This is a genomic window from Argonema antarcticum A004/B2 (assembly GCF_023333585.1).
GTDB lineage: Bacteria > Cyanobacteriota > Cyanobacteriia > Cyanobacteriales > Aerosakkonemataceae > Argonema > Argonema antarcticum.
This window is the reverse complement of the sequence record NZ_JAIQZN010000069.1, coordinates 1,961-19,011: the sequence shown is the minus strand read 5'-3', so window position 1 is coordinate 19,011 and position 17,051 is coordinate 1,961. Positions and strand designations below refer to the sequence as shown.

Sequence of the window (17,051 nt, the reverse complement as noted above, 5' to 3'; positions counted from 1 at the left end):
ATGCTAACAGGTTAATATGAATCGCCTCATCCCTTTTGACCAAGTGAACGGTAGCCATAATAAAGCGCTGGAGTGCCGTCCCGATGACTACATCTCGTGGTATAGGCGGGGGAATGCCTTGCGTGCGGGGAGGCGCTATAGGGATGCTCTAGCTAGTTACGATAAAGCTATAGAGTGCAAGTCGGATGACTGGCGAGCTTGGTATCAACGGGGAAATGCTCTGGACGATATGGGCCTTTACGAAGATGCGATCGCCAGCTACGATCGAGCGCTGAACTTGAACCCGCTGGATTACTGGACTTGTTACTGGCGGGGTCATACGCTGCATAAAGTGGAACGTTATGAAGAGGCTCTAGCCAGTTATGACGAAGCGTTAAAGTTAAGACCGGAGGATTACTGGGCGTGGTATAATCGCGGCCATGCGCTGCGGGAGTCACGGCGTTACGAAGATGCTCTAGTCAGTTACGATCGAGCTTTGGATTTGAAACCGAACGACTACTGGGTGTGGTATTGGCGAGGCGACACTTTGCGTCAGATGGGTCGTTATAAGGAAGCGATCGCCTATTATAATAAGGCGCTGAGGCTAAGACCGAAGGATTATTGGGCTTGGTATCGCCGAGGCGATGCGCTGCTAGCTAATGGTCGATATCGGGAAGCGATCGCCAGCTACAATAAAGCCATAGAAATTAATCCTGACAAAGCAGACCTTTGGTACTGTAAAGCTTGTTGTTGTGGAATCTTAATTAAAGTCAATCAGGCTATTGAAAGCTTACAACAAGCGATCGAGCTAAATCCAGACAAATACCTCATCCTAGCCGCAACTAGCTCGTATTTTGACCGAATTCGCGGAAACGATCGGTTTCAGACATTACTCAAAAAATGAAGATTTCTACTTCTAAACCCTATTAACGTAAGTTGCTAGTTATATCATTAAGGCTGGTAGCCGTAGGTACGTAGTTGCGCTTTAGCGCTCTTGGAGCGCTAAAGCGCAACTACGTACCCATTATCCATTCCGAACAAGAGCCAATGGAACTATAGCAAGGGGCTAGGGGCTAGGGGCTAGGGGCTAGGGAAGAGGGAAGAGGGAAGAGGGAAAAGGTTACGACTATCAGGGATTATGGCTTTGAAGAGCGAGTTGGAGTTGCCTTAACCGACTTTCGTCGGTTGCTATAACTAGCAACTTGAGTTATTACCTATTTTCTTTCCAGCGCTTATTTATTTTGACTTTTGACTTTTGACTTTTGACTTTTATAACCCCTCATTAAAAATTAGGAGTTGATCCGCAATGACAATAATTCGCGTGCCTAAATCATGGGAAATTCCCGAACGGGAAGTAACCCCAGAAGCTGTTTTTTTCAATCGGCGTCGCTTTCTGAAAACGCTGATGGGGGCGTCCTTGGGGGCAAGTATCATGCCAATACTTGGATGTCAGCAGTCTGAGGAATCAAAAGTCACCTTGTCAACAAGTTTGGATAAGGCTAAATTAACTTCAGTTAAACGCAATCCAGCATTTACAGCAGTTGACCGTCCAATTACTGAAGAAACTCTCGCTGGCAGATACAATAATTATTATGAATTTGGTAGCGGTAAATCGATTTGGCAAGCAGCCCAAGCTTTGCCAACTGAAGATTGGAAAGTCGAAGTAACTGGTCTGGTGAAAAATCCCCGCACTTACGATTTAGACGATTTGCAGAAAAAGTTTCCTTTAGAAGAGCGGATTTATCGCTTTCGCTGCGTTGAAGCATGGTCGATGGCGATTCCGTGGATTGGATTTCCTATGCGGGAATTGATCGCGGCTGTTGAGCCTACTTCTAAAGCTAAATTTGTCCGCTTTACCTCCTATTACGATCCTAAAATTACGATCGGCCCCGCTTGGACATTGGGAAGAAAGTTGCCTTGGCCCTACACAGAAGGTCTGCGCTTAGAAGAAATGGCGAACGAGTTGGCGTTTTTTGCAGTAGGAGTTTACGGTCATTCCTTGCCAAAACAACACGGTGCGCCAATCAGAGAAGTAATACCGTGGAAGTATGGTTTTAAAGGTGCGAAGTCAATTGTAAAAATTGAGTTTGTGGAAAATCAGCCAGCAACTTTTTGGAATACACTTGTGCCGAACGAATATGATTTTGTGGCAAATGTCAATCCGACTAAGCCTCATCCTCGTTGGTCGCAAGCAACAGAAAAATTTGTCGGTAAGGGGCAGAAGTTTTCTTGGGAAAAACGCATTACGCTTCCTTATAACGGTTATGGGGAATATGTGGCGAGTTTGTATGTTTGATGTAGTGCGAGTGATTATGAAATGCCTGATGACTACTCAGAAATCCTGGATGGATATGATTTGAGCAAAGCAGTGAGAGGTAAATATTCTCAACGCTATCTCAAAGATAAACAAAAATCTATAGTGAAAATCACCAGCGAAGATGGGGACAGATATGTGACCATGAAAACTATTAAAGCAAAAGCAATTGTTACAGATGATGGCAAGCTGACAGCTGAGGTAGACTCCGATATTAAACCGGGAGAATACCGAGTCACGCTGATAATTGAAGAACCTGCAAGCCCTCCTACAGCGCCGCCATCTCCTAAGATTGATAAAGGCGATCGATAAGATATAGCAAAGTGCAAGGTCAGCCGTGCTGAGTACAAACACAGTCCACCTTGCTTTGAGCGTTCAATACTGTTCTAACATATCTGACTGTGGCTATATAGTATAAATTCTCAGATTTATTGTGAAAAATCTCACCACAGGTAGAAGCTAGGTCAGCAGAAATTACCCAGCAACTCAAGTGGTAGGGTCCGTTGCAAAGCACTATACACTACTATTAGTGTATGAGTAATAATTTTGCCTAAGTCACGCTCCGGCATTACTTATCGCGTTTGAGTGAGACAATCTTTACTATGAACTTCATAAAATTGAGCATTTATTATGGATCTCGATCTAATTCTACCCAAACAAAAGTTTCTACTGACAGACATCAGTTGGGATGGCTATGAAACTATACTAAAAGTCTTACAAAATCGTCACGTTCGCGTAACCTACGATCGCGGCAATCTAGAACTAATTAGTCCCTCCTATAGGCATCAGCGCTACAAAACATTAATCGGACGTTTTATTAATATTCTAGCTGAGGAGCGAAATATTCCCTTAATTAATGCAGGCTCTACCACTTTTAAGCGTCAGGATTTGGAGCGGGGGTTGGAACCTGACGAATGTTTCTACATCCAAAATGCGTCTGCTGTAGTCGGTAAGCAAAAAATTGACTTGACCTGCGACCCTCCCCCGGATTTGGCGATCGAGATCGATATTAGCACCAGTTCGCTCAATCGGATATCAATTTATGCGGCTTTGGGTATTTCGGAAGTCTGGTGCTACGATGGCATCACAGTCAAAGTTTACCTGCTCAGAGAAGGAAAAGATGGAAAGCCAAAACAAAGGCTAACTTTTCCATTTTTAGCACTACCAGAGTTTATGCAGTTCCTCCGAGAGGCAGAGATGGTAGACGATGCGACGGTGTTTCGATCGTTCCGTGATTGGGTGAAGAAAGGTTTTCACTAAAAACTGCCTATTATTTGCCCCTACTTCTGCTTTTCTTCCCGACGTCCTAGCCCCCTGAACCCTACTCCCCTTTTGACTTTTGACTTTTGACTTTTGACTTTTCTAGTCCCCAGTCCCCTCGATCGGCCAAATTTTGATTGTATTGTCATCGCTACCGCTGGCGAGAAATTGCGATCGCGGACTAAAGGCTATAGCATCAACTGTGTCTAGATGTCCGATGAGACTATCTAGCAATACACCAGTGGTGGCGTCCCAAATCTTGATCGTAGAATCACCGCTGCTAGCTAGCTTCTGTCCATCGGGACTAAATGCGATCGCACTCACTGCATCGGAATGTCCGTCAAGAGTATTGTGGATGCGTGAGCCAATCAAGTCCCACAGTTCGATCGTACCTTCTCCCGTACCGCTGGCGAGCGTTTGTCCATCAGGACTGAAAGCAAGCGATCGCACCCGTAAAGATTGCCCGGTTAAACTCTGCTTTTTTTCCCCAGTAATAGCGTTCCACAATTTAATGGTATTGTCAAAACTGCCACTAGCAATTGTCTGTCCATCGGGACTGAATGCGACAGCAAATACCCAGGCAGAATGTCCTGTTAGTGTTTGCCGCAACTCGCCTGTATTGGCATCCCAAAGTTTGATCGTATTGTCGTAACTGCCGCTAGCAATAGTTTGACCATCGGGACTGAATGCAACGGAAGATACCCAACCAGAATGACCGATGAGGGTATGCAGCGGCATCCCTGTACTGGAGTCCCACAATTTAATCGTATTATCTGTACTGGCACTAGCTAAAGTTTTGCCATCGGGACTAAAAGCGATCGCATTTACTCCGCTTAAATGACCCGACAAAGTTATAATTTGTTTACCAGTTTTTAGCTCCCACAACTTGATAGTCTTGTCGCCACCACCGCTGGCGAGAATCTCTCCATCAGGACTAAAAGCGATCGCATTTACCCTGCCCAAATGCCCTAAAAAGGTATTGTAAGGACGCAACTCCCCCGTTCCTATAAGCTTATTATCACTCTTGGCAGTTGATGGCACAACCAACTGATTAATATTTTTTTCTGCGGCAATTGCTGAGTCCGATTTTTCTGCCTGCGTTGACCGACCTTGGTAACTAGGCTGATATGAGTTTGTGCTTAAATAATCATAAATTTGAGTACCTGTAAATCCCAGCATTAGCGTCGCATTAACTGCTAGAAATTCACTAGCAAACTTAGGCAGCTTTTTGTTTTTAGACTTCCTCATCTTTGCCAAAGGTATTGTAAAATAATTTGTCTTTTGGATATTGCTTACCTTAGCAGTATTGTAATATGAATATGAAACTAATTGCCATGATAGCTGATTTAAAGACAAATGGCGTTCAATTTCCGCCAGATACTGTAAAATCAATCGCGTACTAGAGGGGCGATTTCCTGGAAATGGAGCCATCAAGTAATCGATAAAATCCGCGACTGGTTGTGATACCTGCGGAGCGCTATTTCGCCACAACAATTCACCTGTGTGGGGGTCTTCAGGAAACTCATTGGGAGACTTCCCTGTGAGCAGATAAATAAAAGTGCGCCCCAAAGCAAAAAAATCAGATTGAGGCACTGCTTTACCATTAGCTTGCTCGATTGGCGTGTAGCCTGTGGATATAATTCCCGTCACATTTTGTCCACTACCGACTTTCGCTAAGTAAGTGCCTGAAATCTCTCTAGCTGTGCCAAAATCAATTAACACCAATTGCCCATTGGAGCGCCGCATGATATTGGATGGCTTAATATCTCGGTGGAAATATTCTTGCTGATGTACTTGCTCCAAAATTGTTGCCAACTGTTTTAACCAGTCAACTGCTTCTGCTTGGGAGATAGGCTGATAGTTTCTTGCTATGAGCCATTCTTCTAAATTGCAGCCATCAATTTTCTCCATCACCAGACAGTGCAGCAGTTGTTGACTTTTTCTAGGCAAAATGGTAAAATATGCTTCGCGATCGATTCTGGGAATACCCGGATGGTTTAGCCGACTCAAAACCTGCGCTTCTTGCTGAAACAGAGAAACTGCCTTGGGATGGTTGGTGGAGAGTACTTTTAAAACTTTCGAGGTTTCACCATCCAGCACTTCAAAGGTTTTGCTAAAGCCACCTTTGCCCAACTGACGCATGACTCGATAGCGCCCTTGCAATAATATATCCCAACCGCAGTTGCGACAAATGCGATTGGGAAGATTCAACGGATCGGCGGGTTTTGGGCAATCCCGATTTAAACAATAACTCACGGCGGTAGATTACTTCAGACTATAAGCCTGTGACGATGCTAACTAAAGAAGCAATTCGCCACAATGGGTTAATGCTAGGGTAGTGCGATCGCCCTGTTAAATTCAAGGCCCTACAGACATAGTTGCGTCCCGCAACCGGCCACTTAAAGATAAATTTGGCTCAACGCTAGCCCGGTTTTGGGGCTAACAATCCCATCAACCTTGAAACACGCCCCTTCTTACCCTAGTCTCTAGCTATATCTTTGATATCCTCATTGACGGTTTTGTATTGTTTGTATTACAATGTAATATAAAGCTGATAAAAACTGATGGAGCAAATTCGTAAATATCCACGCACCCATCACATTGAAGGTTCGCGACTGCAACCGGGTGATGAAGATTTAGATAGCGTGCCTTTTAGCGCGATCGCAAATCGTTATGTCGTAGTTGAAGAAAAAGTCGATGGCGCAAACGCCGCCATCAGTTTCAGTTACGACGGTCAAATGCGATTGCAAAGTCGAGGACATTATCTCACAGGAGGAGAGCGAGAAAAACACTTTAATTTATTCAAACAATGGGCTTACAGTCATGCTGCTGCATTTTTGCAAGTGTTGGGTAGTCGTTATGTGCTGTATGGCGAATGGTTGTATGCAAAACACACCGTTTTTTACGACTATTTACCTCACTATTTCCTAGAGTACGATCTGCTAGATATCAAACAGGGGGAGTTTCTCAGCACTCAAAGCCGAAAGCAACTATTAGGAGGATTGCCGATCGTTTCCGTGCCAGTGTTATTTGCAGGTAGGTTACGATCGTACAAGCAACTAACGGGATTGTTAGGAAATTCAAATTTTATTCAGTTCGGCCACTTAGAGAGATTTCGTCTATCCTGTCAGGAAAAAGGATTGGATGTAGAGCGATCGCTCAAACAAACAGATCCGAGTTACTTAATGGAAGGATTATATATCAAAGTAGAGCATGAAGAAATTGTAACTGCCCGTTATAAATACATTCGTCCCAGCTTTTTAACCACCGTATTGCAATCCGACGGTCATTGGCTCAACCGTCCTATAATACCCAATTTGCTCCGCCACGATGTAGATTTATTTGCGTTATGAATACCTCCCAAATTTTATCACCAATTTTGTCATTTCCCTACTGTCCTGATGCTCCCAATTGGACACTAAATTGGCAGGCACTTCAGGCAGAATTTGACTGGCTTAAATCTCTTAAAAATTGTCCCCAAGACCCCCGCTATCATGCGGAAGGCGACGTTCTCACCCACACTCGTTTAGTATGCGAAGCGCTTATATCTTTACCAGCTTGGCGAGACTTACCAGCGATTGAGCGATCGATTCTATTTGCTGCTGCTTTATTGCACGATATAGCAAAACCTGCTGCTACTGAAATAGAAGCCGATGGTAGCATTTCATCAAAAGGTCACGTTCGCCAAGGCGCAAAGATGGCACGGCAAATTCTCTATTCAATGAATGTGCCGTTTCATCAAAGGGAAGCAGTTGTAAATTTAGTCCAATATGGCAGTCTGCCTTTGTGGTTTTGGGATAAAGAAAACCCGCAACGTTCTGTCATCAAAGCTAGTCAACTTATTCGCTGCGACTTGTTAGCGTTATTGGCAGAAGCTGATGTGATGGATCGCCATTGTGATGACCGAGAACAACTTTTAGAACGGATAGAGTTTTTTCGAGATTTTTGTCAGGAAAATGACTGCTTTGAGCATCCCAGACCTTTTGCTGACCATCACAGTCGTTTTGTTTATTTCCAAAAGGAAAATGGTAATCCAAATTATACCGCCTTTGACGATACTCGTTTTGAAGTGGTTCTGATGTCAGGATTACCCGCATCTGGTAAAAACCATTGGATTTGCGAACATTTGCCAGATTGGAAAGTAATTTCTCTGGATGAATTGCGAAGACTCATGAATATCTCGCCTGAAGATAACCAAGGTGCTGTGGGCGATCGAGGGAGAGAAATAGCTAGAGAATACATGAGGTCTGCGAAATCTTTTGTCTGGAATGCGACAAATATTTCTCGGCAATTGCGTTCTTCTTTGGTTAATTTATTTTCGGCTTATGGGGGAAGAATTCGGATTGTTTATCTGGAAGTTCCTTGGGAAGAATTATTAGAACGCAATAATTCTCGCGATGCTAAAGTTCCGGAAAAAGTGATAGAGAGAATGTACAATCGCCTGGATATTCCTGACATCACAGAAGCTCATGTTGTGGATTGGGTTGTAAGTCCGTAATTGAGGCAGATATGTCTAAGTCAGATCGCAGAAAAATGGCAACCAGTCGCGAGGTGTATGACCGAATTTTATGGGATGCACGCCTAAATAGCAGCGCGTTTATTATTGGATATAGAGAGCGTACATCACAGGATAAAATCTGGGAAAAACCTTTCTTGAAATGGCAACCAAACGGAGATATTCCCTGGCATCGGATTCGCTATATTCGCTGTCAAGAAACTGTTGTTTGGGATCGCGATCGGCATTTAGATTTGCTCTCAACAGGAGAGTTGCCTGCTGCTGCATGGGTAACTCACAACGATCTGGAGTCGGAAAATTTCCCATTTGAAGCGCGATCGGTTTATGGGTATGGTTCGTCAGGTTGGCAAGTAGTCGATCGCACCTTGGTATCGGCAAAATTAAACAATTTGAAAATAGTTAGTTTTAATGTTCTTTGGGATAACTACGAGTCGGAGATTATCCATACAGCAAAGCGTATTCCAGTTATCGCCGAACATTTGCGCTGCTGCGATGCCGACATCATTGGTTTGCAAGAAGCGACGCCACAACTGTTGGAATTTCTATTAACACAAGATTGGGTACGCGATTACTTTATCTCGGAATCGCCTTCTGGATCGACGCTTCATTCACATGGTATTCTGCTTTTGTCGCGATCGCCATTTACTCTAGTCGAACATCAGTATTCGGCGCACAAGCGAGTGTTCGTGGGAACATGGCTTTTCAACGATCGACCGTTGCGGGTAGCGGCGGTGCATCTGACGAGCGATCGGGCCTACAATGCGATCGAAAAACGTACCCTTCAACTAAATATATTGTTTGAATATCTGAAAACGCAACCAGGTGAGTGTTTAATTGTAGGAGACTTTAATAGTAGAGATGATGAATTAGGAGAAATATTAACTGAAAATAACTTTATCGATGTTTGGCAGCTACTGCATCCAGAAGAAGTAGGTTACACTTTCGATCCGCTGCGAAACCCGCTGGCAGCACTGATGAGTTTAACCGGGGAAACGGCGCGTTTCGATCGCATCCTGCTGCGAGATCAAAGTAAGCATTGCATACCGCATTCGATAGAATTATTTGCCTGCGATCCGATTCCCGATACTGAGGGAAAACTTTATCCGTCGGATCATTTTGGCGTGCGTGCAATGCTGGAATACACGCATCCAGAAACCGGGTTTCTTTGTGATGTGCTTCCTGTCTATCAAAGTGCTGTGGTGGTAATTCCCACAGCCGAAATTTGGTCTGCAATTCAGACAATTCGCCAACGTTTCGATCGATCTTTCCATCGTTGGATGCCCCACATTAACCTGATTTATGGTTTTGTGCCGGAGGAATATTTTGAAGAAGTAGCAAGTGCGATCGCACAAACATTAAAACACATAAAACCTTTTCAAATAACATTAGAAGGTTTCGACACTTTTACTCACCGTTCCAGATCAACCGCGTGGTTGCGTCCTGTTGCAGATCCACCGTCAGCATTACATCAGTTACAATCCGTTTTACAGCAGCTATTTCCCCAGTGCGACGAACAAAGTAAAAAGTCGCAAAATGGTTTTACGCCTCATCTTAGTGTCGGTCAATTTCCCAGTTCAGAAGAAGCATTTTCCCAGCTTACTTCTTGGCATCCAGTAAGTTTTCCTGTGGAGTCAGTAGCTTTAATTAGCCGTCGCGGTGACGAACCTTTCGAGGTGCGATACCTCGTGCATTTGGGAGAGCAAAACGAAGATGTTGGTGTTGCCAAACTCTTGTGGAACCTCACCCCCAACCCCTCCCCGTGCGACAAAGAGGGGAGAACCGATCTCCGACAACTTATTAATAAGCTGGAACCGCAACTGAGTCAGACACAGCAAGCGCATCAGGAAACAATTTTGTCGATAATAGCGCAAGCTTGTGCGGAATGTTTGGGTTTTCAACCATCGCTGCATCTACTCGGTTCGGCGCGTTTGGGTGTGCAAAGTCCGCAAAGCGATTTAGATATTGTTTGTTTAATTCCCGCTCATTTATCGGGTCTGGCATTTTTAGAAAGCGTGCAACAGAAATTGGTGGAATTGTGCGATCGATCGAATCTAGTTGAAGATGCACGGATGCCAGTATTGAGGATGCAAATTGAAGGGATATCGGTGGATCTGCTTTACGCACGCACAACTGCCGAACCAAGTAAGTTTGTACGGATAAAAGAGAGCGATCGAGAATTTTTCGATCCAGTCAGTTGGCAAGCAGTTTCCAGTTGTTTGGGATCAGATCTAATTGTAGATGCAGTACCACAGCGAATACCTTTAGCATCTTTTCATGAGCTATTGCGTGCGGTGCGTGCTTGGGCAAAAGCACGTCAAATTCACGGTAATGCTTGGGGTTTTCTGGGCAATTTTTCTTGGGCATTGCTAGCAGCTTGGAGTTGCACAAAGTACCCGCTGGATATTGCGAATATTCAAACTGAAACATTGCTATTTGATTTTTTCCAAATGTTAGTTCAACACGATTGGACTCAGCCTGTATCTCTGACGGAAGCTGGCAAACTGTATCGTCCGCGCTTACCCCGCGATTGGCTACCAATAGTAACGCCAATTGAACCGTGTCAAAATAGTGCGCGAAATGTTTCCCGTTCCACCGCACAAATCCTGCGAAATGAGTTTATTCGTGCTGGAAAGATAGCTGAACAAGTGTTAGCTGGTGAGGTTGGTTGGCAAACTTTGTTTGAGTCGATGGATCTCCAAAAAGAATCACAATTATTATTAGCTGTAACCGCGAAAAGTGAAGATGATGAAACTTTAGAAAGCTGCGCCGGTTGGCTGGAGGGAAATGCGATCGGTTTGGTCATCAATTTGGAACAGCAGCTGAATGCGTCGGTCAGACCTTGGCCTGGTATTAGAAGAGAACAAAATATGTGTAGAATAGTACTGGATTTGCAAGTTTCGGAAGGTTGCGATCGCGCTACCATAGAAAAAATTGCCAAAGAGTTTGTAACTCGCTCTTACTTTGTCAATAATTTTTCTATTGAGTTACTAACTTAGCAAGTATAACAACCGCCAGGGCGATTAAGGCAACTCCAACTGTTACATGAAGTCCATAATCCCTTACTTCGTCAAGCTTTTTCCTCTTCCCTCTTCCCTAGTCCCTAGCAAGAAAGCCCCTAGTCCCTGGCTATATAACCCGAATGCTAATGAACTCGGCACGCACTCGCGTTCGCCCCGAATGTCCTAATTGACGAGAGCGGTTGCTATAGAAAACAATCAAACAAAAAAAGCGATCGCCTGAAATATTTCGTGCGATCGCTCTTTTTGTTGGATTATGGAATAGGACTAAAAAAAACAGACCTTTTCTCTTTCAACAATGCCAAACTAATTTGGCTTGCCATATAACCACGGTACCCAAGTCGGGTAATTTCACCCGATCCCTTCGATGACCGGATGGAAGTAGAATGCCAGCCCCAAAACTGCATAAGCTGCTAACAGGAGTGTGCCTTCCAGCCAATTCGATCGACCATCGGAACTAATCGAATTAGCAATTAGCACCGCCACAACAACTGCCACCAATTCAAACGGATTGAAGTCCAAATCCATTGGTTTGTGCAGCACCCAGCCAGTCAGAACTAAAAAAGGAGCAACAAACAAAGCAATTTGGAGGCTTGAACCCAGCGCCACCGAAACCGAAAGATCCATCTTATTTTTCATTGCCACAGTAACAGCGGTGGTGTGTTCAGCAGCATTACCAATGATGGGAACGAGGATCACCCCGGTAAACAAAGTGGTTAGCCCTAGACGGGATGTCGCTTCTTCCAGGGTGCCAACTAGCAGTTCCGACTCCACCGCTACCGCCAGAGTGCAGGCTAATAGTACTCCCGCCCACAGCTTGAGATTCACTTTGTGTTGCGGTGGTTCATCGGGGGCGAGATTCGCTTCTGCTAACTCTTGAGGGTCCATCTCCGCCAAGCCCGCATCGTAGAGATAGGCGTGAGTTTTCATCGAAAACAGCAGCGTCAGCCCGTAGACGAGGATTAATACGATCGCAACCCCGTCAGAAAGGCTTTGAATTGCGCCTTCCTTAATCCCGCTAGAGGTGTAGTTTACCGCCGTGGGTAGCAACATGGCGATTACAGCCAGGTTCATCGCCGAAGCATTAACGCGGGCGACAATTGGCTGAAATTCTTGTTCCTTGTAGCGCAGACCTCCCAACAGCATGGAAAGTCCCATCACCAGGAGTAAGTTGCCGATAATCGAACCTGTAATACTGGCTTTGACCACATCGATCAATCCAGCATTGAGGGCGACAATGCCGATAATCAATTCCGTGGCGTTGCCAAAGGTGGCATTTAGGAGCCCCCCCAGGGATGGGCCAAGGACTACAGCGACTTCTTCGGTTGCCGTACCCATCCAGGCTGCAAGGGGTACTATGGCTAGTGCCGATGTGATGAAGATGGTCAGCGATCCCCAATGCAGGAAGTGTGCAGCAATGGAAATCGGGATGAACACCAATAAGGCTAAGAAGATATTGTCTTTGGTCAGCATCAAATTAACGGTGTTTTTGGCGATCGGTTCCGCTGGGAGGTTAAAATTTCACAATTCCCAGACGGTGCTTCGTGATAGTCAGAATCTAGGATACTCGCTTGCTTAGGTTGTGCAGAGTAGGAAAAATAGTGTATTTTTCTCTTCTGGCATTTCTCTGCTTCCTACTTGGGAGGGATGAGTTACATATTATTTCATTTGTTTAATTTTTAGTTGTAACTATTGCTGCGATCGCTCAAGTTTCGTTAACTTACGTTAAATCGTCGTCCCAGCACCTTAGATTTTGCAGTTAAATCAAAAAAGCTGCAAGTAACCCCCCCGCTTAGTGGGCGCTTTTCCCCCTTGATAGCAAGCATTTAGTCATTGGTCAGTTGTCAGTTGTCAGTGGTCAGTGGTCAGTGGTCAGTGGTCAGTGGTCAGTGGTCAGTGGTCAGTGGTCAGTTGTAATTAATTATTTTTTGACTTTTGACTTTTGACTTTTGACTTTTCGAGCCCCTAGCCCCTAAAAAAATATGTCAGTTTTTGTTGAGGAAGTAGAATCGGTCAGCCTTACGCCTCTAGCACCTCCAGAACAAGCTCAGAGCGATCGCCACCAGACTACAGGCGTTTTTGTCACCGTCCACGGCCATTTTTACCAACCTCCGCGTGAAAACCCTTACCTAGATGCGATCGAGCGTCAGCCTAGCGCAGCTCCTTTTCATAATTGGAATGAGCGAATTCACCACGAGTGCTATCGCCCCAATGCTTTTGCAAGGGTGTTAAACGATCGCGGCGAACTCGTGGGGATCGTCAATAACTACGAGTACATGAGCTTTAATATTGGCCCGACGCTGATGTCGTGGCTGGAACGCTACGATGTTGAGGTTTATCAGCGGATTTTAGAGGCAGACCGCAAGAGTTGCGATCGCCTGAACGGACACGGCAATGCTGTAGCGCAAGTGTTTAACCACATCATCATGCCACTCGCCAATGAGCGAGACAAATACACCCAAATTCGCTGGGGCAAAGAAGATTTTCGCTCCCGCTTCGGTCGCGATCCCGAAGGAATGTGGCTAGCAGAAGCTGCTGTAGACTACGTAACCCTAGAAACCCTGATTGCCGAAGATATTCGCTTCATCGTCCTGGCTCCCTCCCAAGCCCAGCGCTGTCGTCCCATGCCCTCTGTCGAGGATGAAAGGGGGGATGACTGGATTGAAGTGGGTGGCGCTCAGATCGATCCCAGGCGTCCTTATCGCTGTTTCCTACCAGGCACCGAAAAATATATAGATATCTTTTTCTACGATGGCCCGATATCGCGGGATATGGGTTTCGACGATCTGCTCAACAGTTCCCATAACTTATCGGGGCGGATTGGCACGGCCATCGGTGGCGATCGCAGACAAGCCCAGCTGATCGCCGTCGCCACGGATGGAGAAACTTTCGGTCACCACAAGGGAGGTACGGAAAAGTGCCTTGCATATTCTTTCACAGAACAGTTTCCCCGTAACGGCTGGAAGGTGACTAACTTTGCCCATTACCTCAGCCTCAATCCCCCCACTTGGGAAGTAGAACTCAAGCCAGTGACAGCTTGGAGTTGCGCCCACGGGGTAAATCGGTGGCAGGATGATTGCGGTTGCGGTGATGGGGGCGGCTGGCATCAGAAATGGCGGCGTCCGCTGCGGAACGCGCTAGATTGGTTGCGCGATCGCTTAATCGAGGTTTATGAAGATAGCGGGTCAAAGTTTTTCCTCGATCCTTGGCTGGCGCGTGATGAATATATAGATGTAATTCGCGATCGCACTCCCGATCACGTGGAGCGATTCCTCAGTCGTCACCGCTCCCACCAACTTACACCAGCAGAACAAATAGACGCCCTGCGTTTGCTGGAAATGCAGCGCCACGCCCTACTGATGTATACCAGTTGCGGTTGGTTTTTTGAAGAACTTTCCCGCCCAGAAGGAGTGCAGATTCTCCGCTATGCCGCCCGCGCCTTAGAATTGGCAGGGGAAGTAGCTGGAATGCAGTTGGAAAAAGAGTTTCTCCTCCACCTTACTCAGGCTCCGAGTAACATCGATGAGTTCAAAAATGGTGCCGAAATTTATCGACAGCTGGTGGTATCTGCTCAAGTTAGCTTTAAACAAGTAGCCGCGCATTACGCCATCACTTCCCTGTTCGCCAATTATCCCCAGGAAACTCGCGTTTATTGCTACACCGCACATCGCCTCGACTACCAGTTGCAACGCATGGGGACAATGGCTCTGGCGGTGGGGCAAGTGCGGATGGTATCGGAAATTACCTGGGAAAGCGTGCATCTGGTATTTGCGGTTCTGCATCTGGGTGGTTGGGATTTCCACTGCTGCATTCAACCTTTCACCAGTAGTTGTGCGTATACCGAGATGAAAGAGCAGTTGTTTGACGCGCTAGAACAAGCTAGTGCAGCACAAACGATATTGGCGATGAGCAGAATGTTTGGGGATGAAACTTACGCTTCGGGAACATCTTCGACTTACAGCTTGCAGAACTTGTTTGCTGAAGAAAGACACCGGATCATGAAGCTGTTGAGTAAGGAAACACTGACACGCCTGGATCAACTTTATACTCAAGTTTACCGGGATAATTACAGTGTGTTGATGGCGTTCCACCGGGATGAATTGCCCGTACCGCAAGAGTTGCAGGTTGCAGCAGAGGTGGCGCTGAGTAACCGGGCGACGATCGCTTTGCGGGAGTTGGAACATGAATTGACCGATTTGGCAGATGGGGAGTCCCATCTGGGTTTGAGCCAATTGGCCGAGTTGGAAGCGATCGCCACAGAAGCCAAAAATATGCGCTCGCAGTTGAATATTCGGGAAGGGAAGCAGACGTTGGAACGGTTGATTTTAAAAGCTCTCTGGCATCTCCTCTACGAATCCAACCCAACTAATTTGACAACGGATATCCAACGTATAGAACGCACGATCGATGTAGGCGCTAGGCTAAATCTTGGCTTATCACTCGATCGCGTACAGGAAGTATTTTGCAGCTGCCTCCACAAGTACATCGTGCCCCAGTGCATACTGGTTGATGTAACTTGGAAGCCTGAAAACGAGGGAATCTGTCGCTGGGAATTAGCTCAAATTCGTCCCCTGTTGCGTTTGGGTAAAAAGTTAGCAGTTGATGTCGATGTTTGGATGAAGCAGTATTAAACGTAAAACTGCCGTGCTTAGAAACCGGGTTTCTCCAAGAAACCCGGTTTCTGGGTGTTCAGTTTATTTACGCCAATTTTCATTGTATTTGCTTATTCCCATGCAATTCTCGCACATCCGAATCAGATCGTGTCCTTAAACATCGGTTACCTAAAAAAATCCTGTTCTTATTCTTATCTGTGTTCATCTGTGTTCATCTGTCTTCATCTGTGGTAAAAATTTAACCAACGATGACAACAGACAATTTGACGATATCAGTTGCTGAAGCGACGCCTGAAACGAGGATCTAAATTATCTGTTTTCTTCTGGTTGCAGATACGGCAGAGAGTATGCAAATTACTGATATCGTTGGAACCACCACGCGCCAAAGGGATGATATGATCGATCGTGAGTTCGGTTTCAAGTTTCGTTTTACCGCAACTTTGGCACTGATATTTGTCGCGCTCAAATACGTATTTTCTCACTTCAGGAGGGATGGGAATTCGTGGCGTTTTGCTCATATATTTTATTGCTGATTATCTTGATTGAGTAGTTGACGGAGATCGTCGAGGGGTGATTCTGGTTGGGGGATTTCTGGCTGATTGCTTGTAGTACTTTCTTCAACTTCAGGTTCATCAGGACAAAATTCTATAGTGAGTCTCACTTTACCTTGTTGCCAACCCTTAGCCCCATACTTTAGAACGTCAGCTTCTACGCCCTCCCCAGCCCATTTTGCTTTCTCTACTGTCCATCCTGCGGAAGGGATAGTAGATTTAACAAGCTCTAGCGCTGCTTTTACCAATTCACTGACTGTAAAGGTACGGTGTGGTATTAAAATTTTAGCAGAATTATCTATAGAAACAACTTCATCCCATTTCAACGGCTCAAATTTATCGCTCATATTATTTTAAATCACTGGTAATTGGATTATTAACTATAATATTCTATCATCTCTGTTTGACCAATAGATTTAATTGCTACCTAAATTATTTTAAATAGTAGTTATCTTCTATTTCAATCTTACATATCAAATTTTTCTGAAAATTTACTGACAATATCATCTCAGTTCATCTCATTTTTGTCAATAACTTTGGTGAATCGCAAGGGCTATATTCTGAGATCTTACACTTGCGCTGTCAGCCCGCCAGCGATTCAAATCGCTGGCTAATAGCGAAAGTCCTCTGAAGAGGACTGAATACTAAATCTTCCAGTCCATTTTAATGGACTTTCGCTATTAGCCTGGGAATTGATTCCCAGGCGGGTGTGGGCGAGAACACAAAATCTTCCAGTCCATTTTAATGGACTTTCGCTATTAGCCTGGGAATTGATTCCCAGGCGGGTGTGGGCGAGAACAC

General features: G+C 45.3%; 13 protein-coding genes. 8 read left to right on the top strand and 5 right to left on the bottom strand.

Translation table 11 applies throughout. The features are described from left to right. Window positions 1–16: 16 nt before the first annotated feature. From LAY57_RS24705 to LAY57_RS24690, 4 genes are all read left to right on the top strand, one after another. The gene (locus LAY57_RS24705; RefSeq protein ID WP_249069759.1) at window positions 17–883 is read left to right on the top strand and encodes a tetratricopeptide repeat protein; all 867 of its coding nucleotides are present in this window, start codon (window positions 17–19) and stop codon (window positions 881–883) included. Between the two features lie 402 nt (window positions 884–1,285). After that, complete coding sequence (msrP, locus tag LAY57_RS24700; protein WP_249069758.1) at window positions 1,286–2,275, top strand: protein-methionine-sulfoxide reductase catalytic subunit MsrP; 990 nt, start codon at window positions 1,286–1,288, stop codon at window positions 2,273–2,275. A gap of 21 nt (window positions 2,276–2,296) precedes the next feature. Further along, complete coding sequence (locus LAY57_RS24695) at window positions 2,297–2,605, top strand: hypothetical protein (RefSeq protein WP_249069757.1); 309 nt, start codon at window positions 2,297–2,299, stop codon at window positions 2,603–2,605. Between the two features lie 318 nt (window positions 2,606–2,923). Then, the gene (locus LAY57_RS24690) at window positions 2,924–3,553 is read left to right on the top strand and encodes a Uma2 family endonuclease (RefSeq protein WP_249069756.1); all 630 of its coding nucleotides are present in this window, start codon (window positions 2,924–2,926) and stop codon (window positions 3,551–3,553) included. Window positions 3,554–3,655: 102 nt separating this feature from the next. On the opposite strand, the gene LAY57_RS24685 is transcribed toward LAY57_RS24690, so the two are convergent. Further along, window positions 3,656–5,809, bottom strand: a complete 2,154-nt coding sequence (locus LAY57_RS24685) for a WD40 domain-containing protein (protein WP_249069755.1) — start codon at window positions 5,807–5,809, stop codon at window positions 3,656–3,658. Window positions 5,810–6,117: 308 nt separating this feature from the next. Here LAY57_RS24685 and LAY57_RS24680 point away from each other — a divergent pair, with 308 nt between their 5' ends. From LAY57_RS24680 to LAY57_RS24670, 3 genes are read left to right on the top strand one after another with little or no spacing between them, the layout of a single operon-like run. Beyond that, complete coding sequence (locus LAY57_RS24680; RefSeq protein WP_249069754.1) at window positions 6,118–6,906, top strand: RNA ligase family protein; 789 nt, start codon at window positions 6,118–6,120, stop codon at window positions 6,904–6,906. Continuing rightward, window positions 6,903–8,051, top strand: coding sequence for an AAA family ATPase (locus LAY57_RS24675; RefSeq protein WP_249069753.1), 1,149 nt, complete (start codon window positions 6,903–6,905; stop codon window positions 8,049–8,051). The genes LAY57_RS24680 and LAY57_RS24675 overlap by 4 nt, the downstream gene beginning before the upstream one ends. Window positions 8,052–8,062: 11 nt before the next feature. Then, the gene (locus LAY57_RS24670) at window positions 8,063–11,065 is read left to right on the top strand and encodes a poly(A) polymerase (protein WP_249069752.1); all 3,003 of its coding nucleotides are present in this window, start codon (window positions 8,063–8,065) and stop codon (window positions 11,063–11,065) included. A gap of 372 nt (window positions 11,066–11,437) precedes the next feature. On the opposite strand, the gene cax is transcribed toward LAY57_RS24670, so the two are convergent. Next, window positions 11,438–12,559: a calcium/proton exchanger gene (gene cax, locus LAY57_RS24665; RefSeq protein ID WP_249069751.1), complete on the bottom strand. Its 1,122-nt coding sequence runs from the start codon at window positions 12,557–12,559 to the stop codon at window positions 11,438–11,440. Window positions 12,560–13,068: 509 nt separating this feature from the next. On the opposite strand from cax, the gene LAY57_RS24660 reads away from it, so the two are divergent. After that, entirely contained in the window at window positions 13,069–15,717 is a 2,649-nt protein-coding gene (locus LAY57_RS24660; RefSeq protein ID WP_249069750.1) for a DUF3536 domain-containing protein, read from the top strand. Between the two features lie 254 nt (window positions 15,718–15,971). Here LAY57_RS24660 and LAY57_RS24655 read toward each other — a convergent pair whose 3' ends face one another. The 3 genes from LAY57_RS24655 to LAY57_RS24645 all read right to left on the bottom strand — a co-directional run. Further along, window positions 15,972–16,217 (bottom strand): HNH endonuclease, encoded by a 246-nt coding sequence (locus LAY57_RS24655; protein WP_249069749.1) that lies wholly within the window; start codon window positions 16,215–16,217, stop codon window positions 15,972–15,974. Window positions 16,218–16,222: 5 nt separating this feature from the next. Beyond that, window positions 16,223–16,597 (bottom strand): KGK domain-containing protein, encoded by a 375-nt coding sequence (locus LAY57_RS24650; protein ID WP_249069748.1) that lies wholly within the window; start codon window positions 16,595–16,597, stop codon window positions 16,223–16,225. A gap of 263 nt (window positions 16,598–16,860) precedes the next feature. Then, on the bottom strand, window positions 16,861–17,051 hold a 191-nt coding region (locus tag LAY57_RS24645; RefSeq protein WP_249069747.1), incomplete at its 5' end, for a hypothetical protein.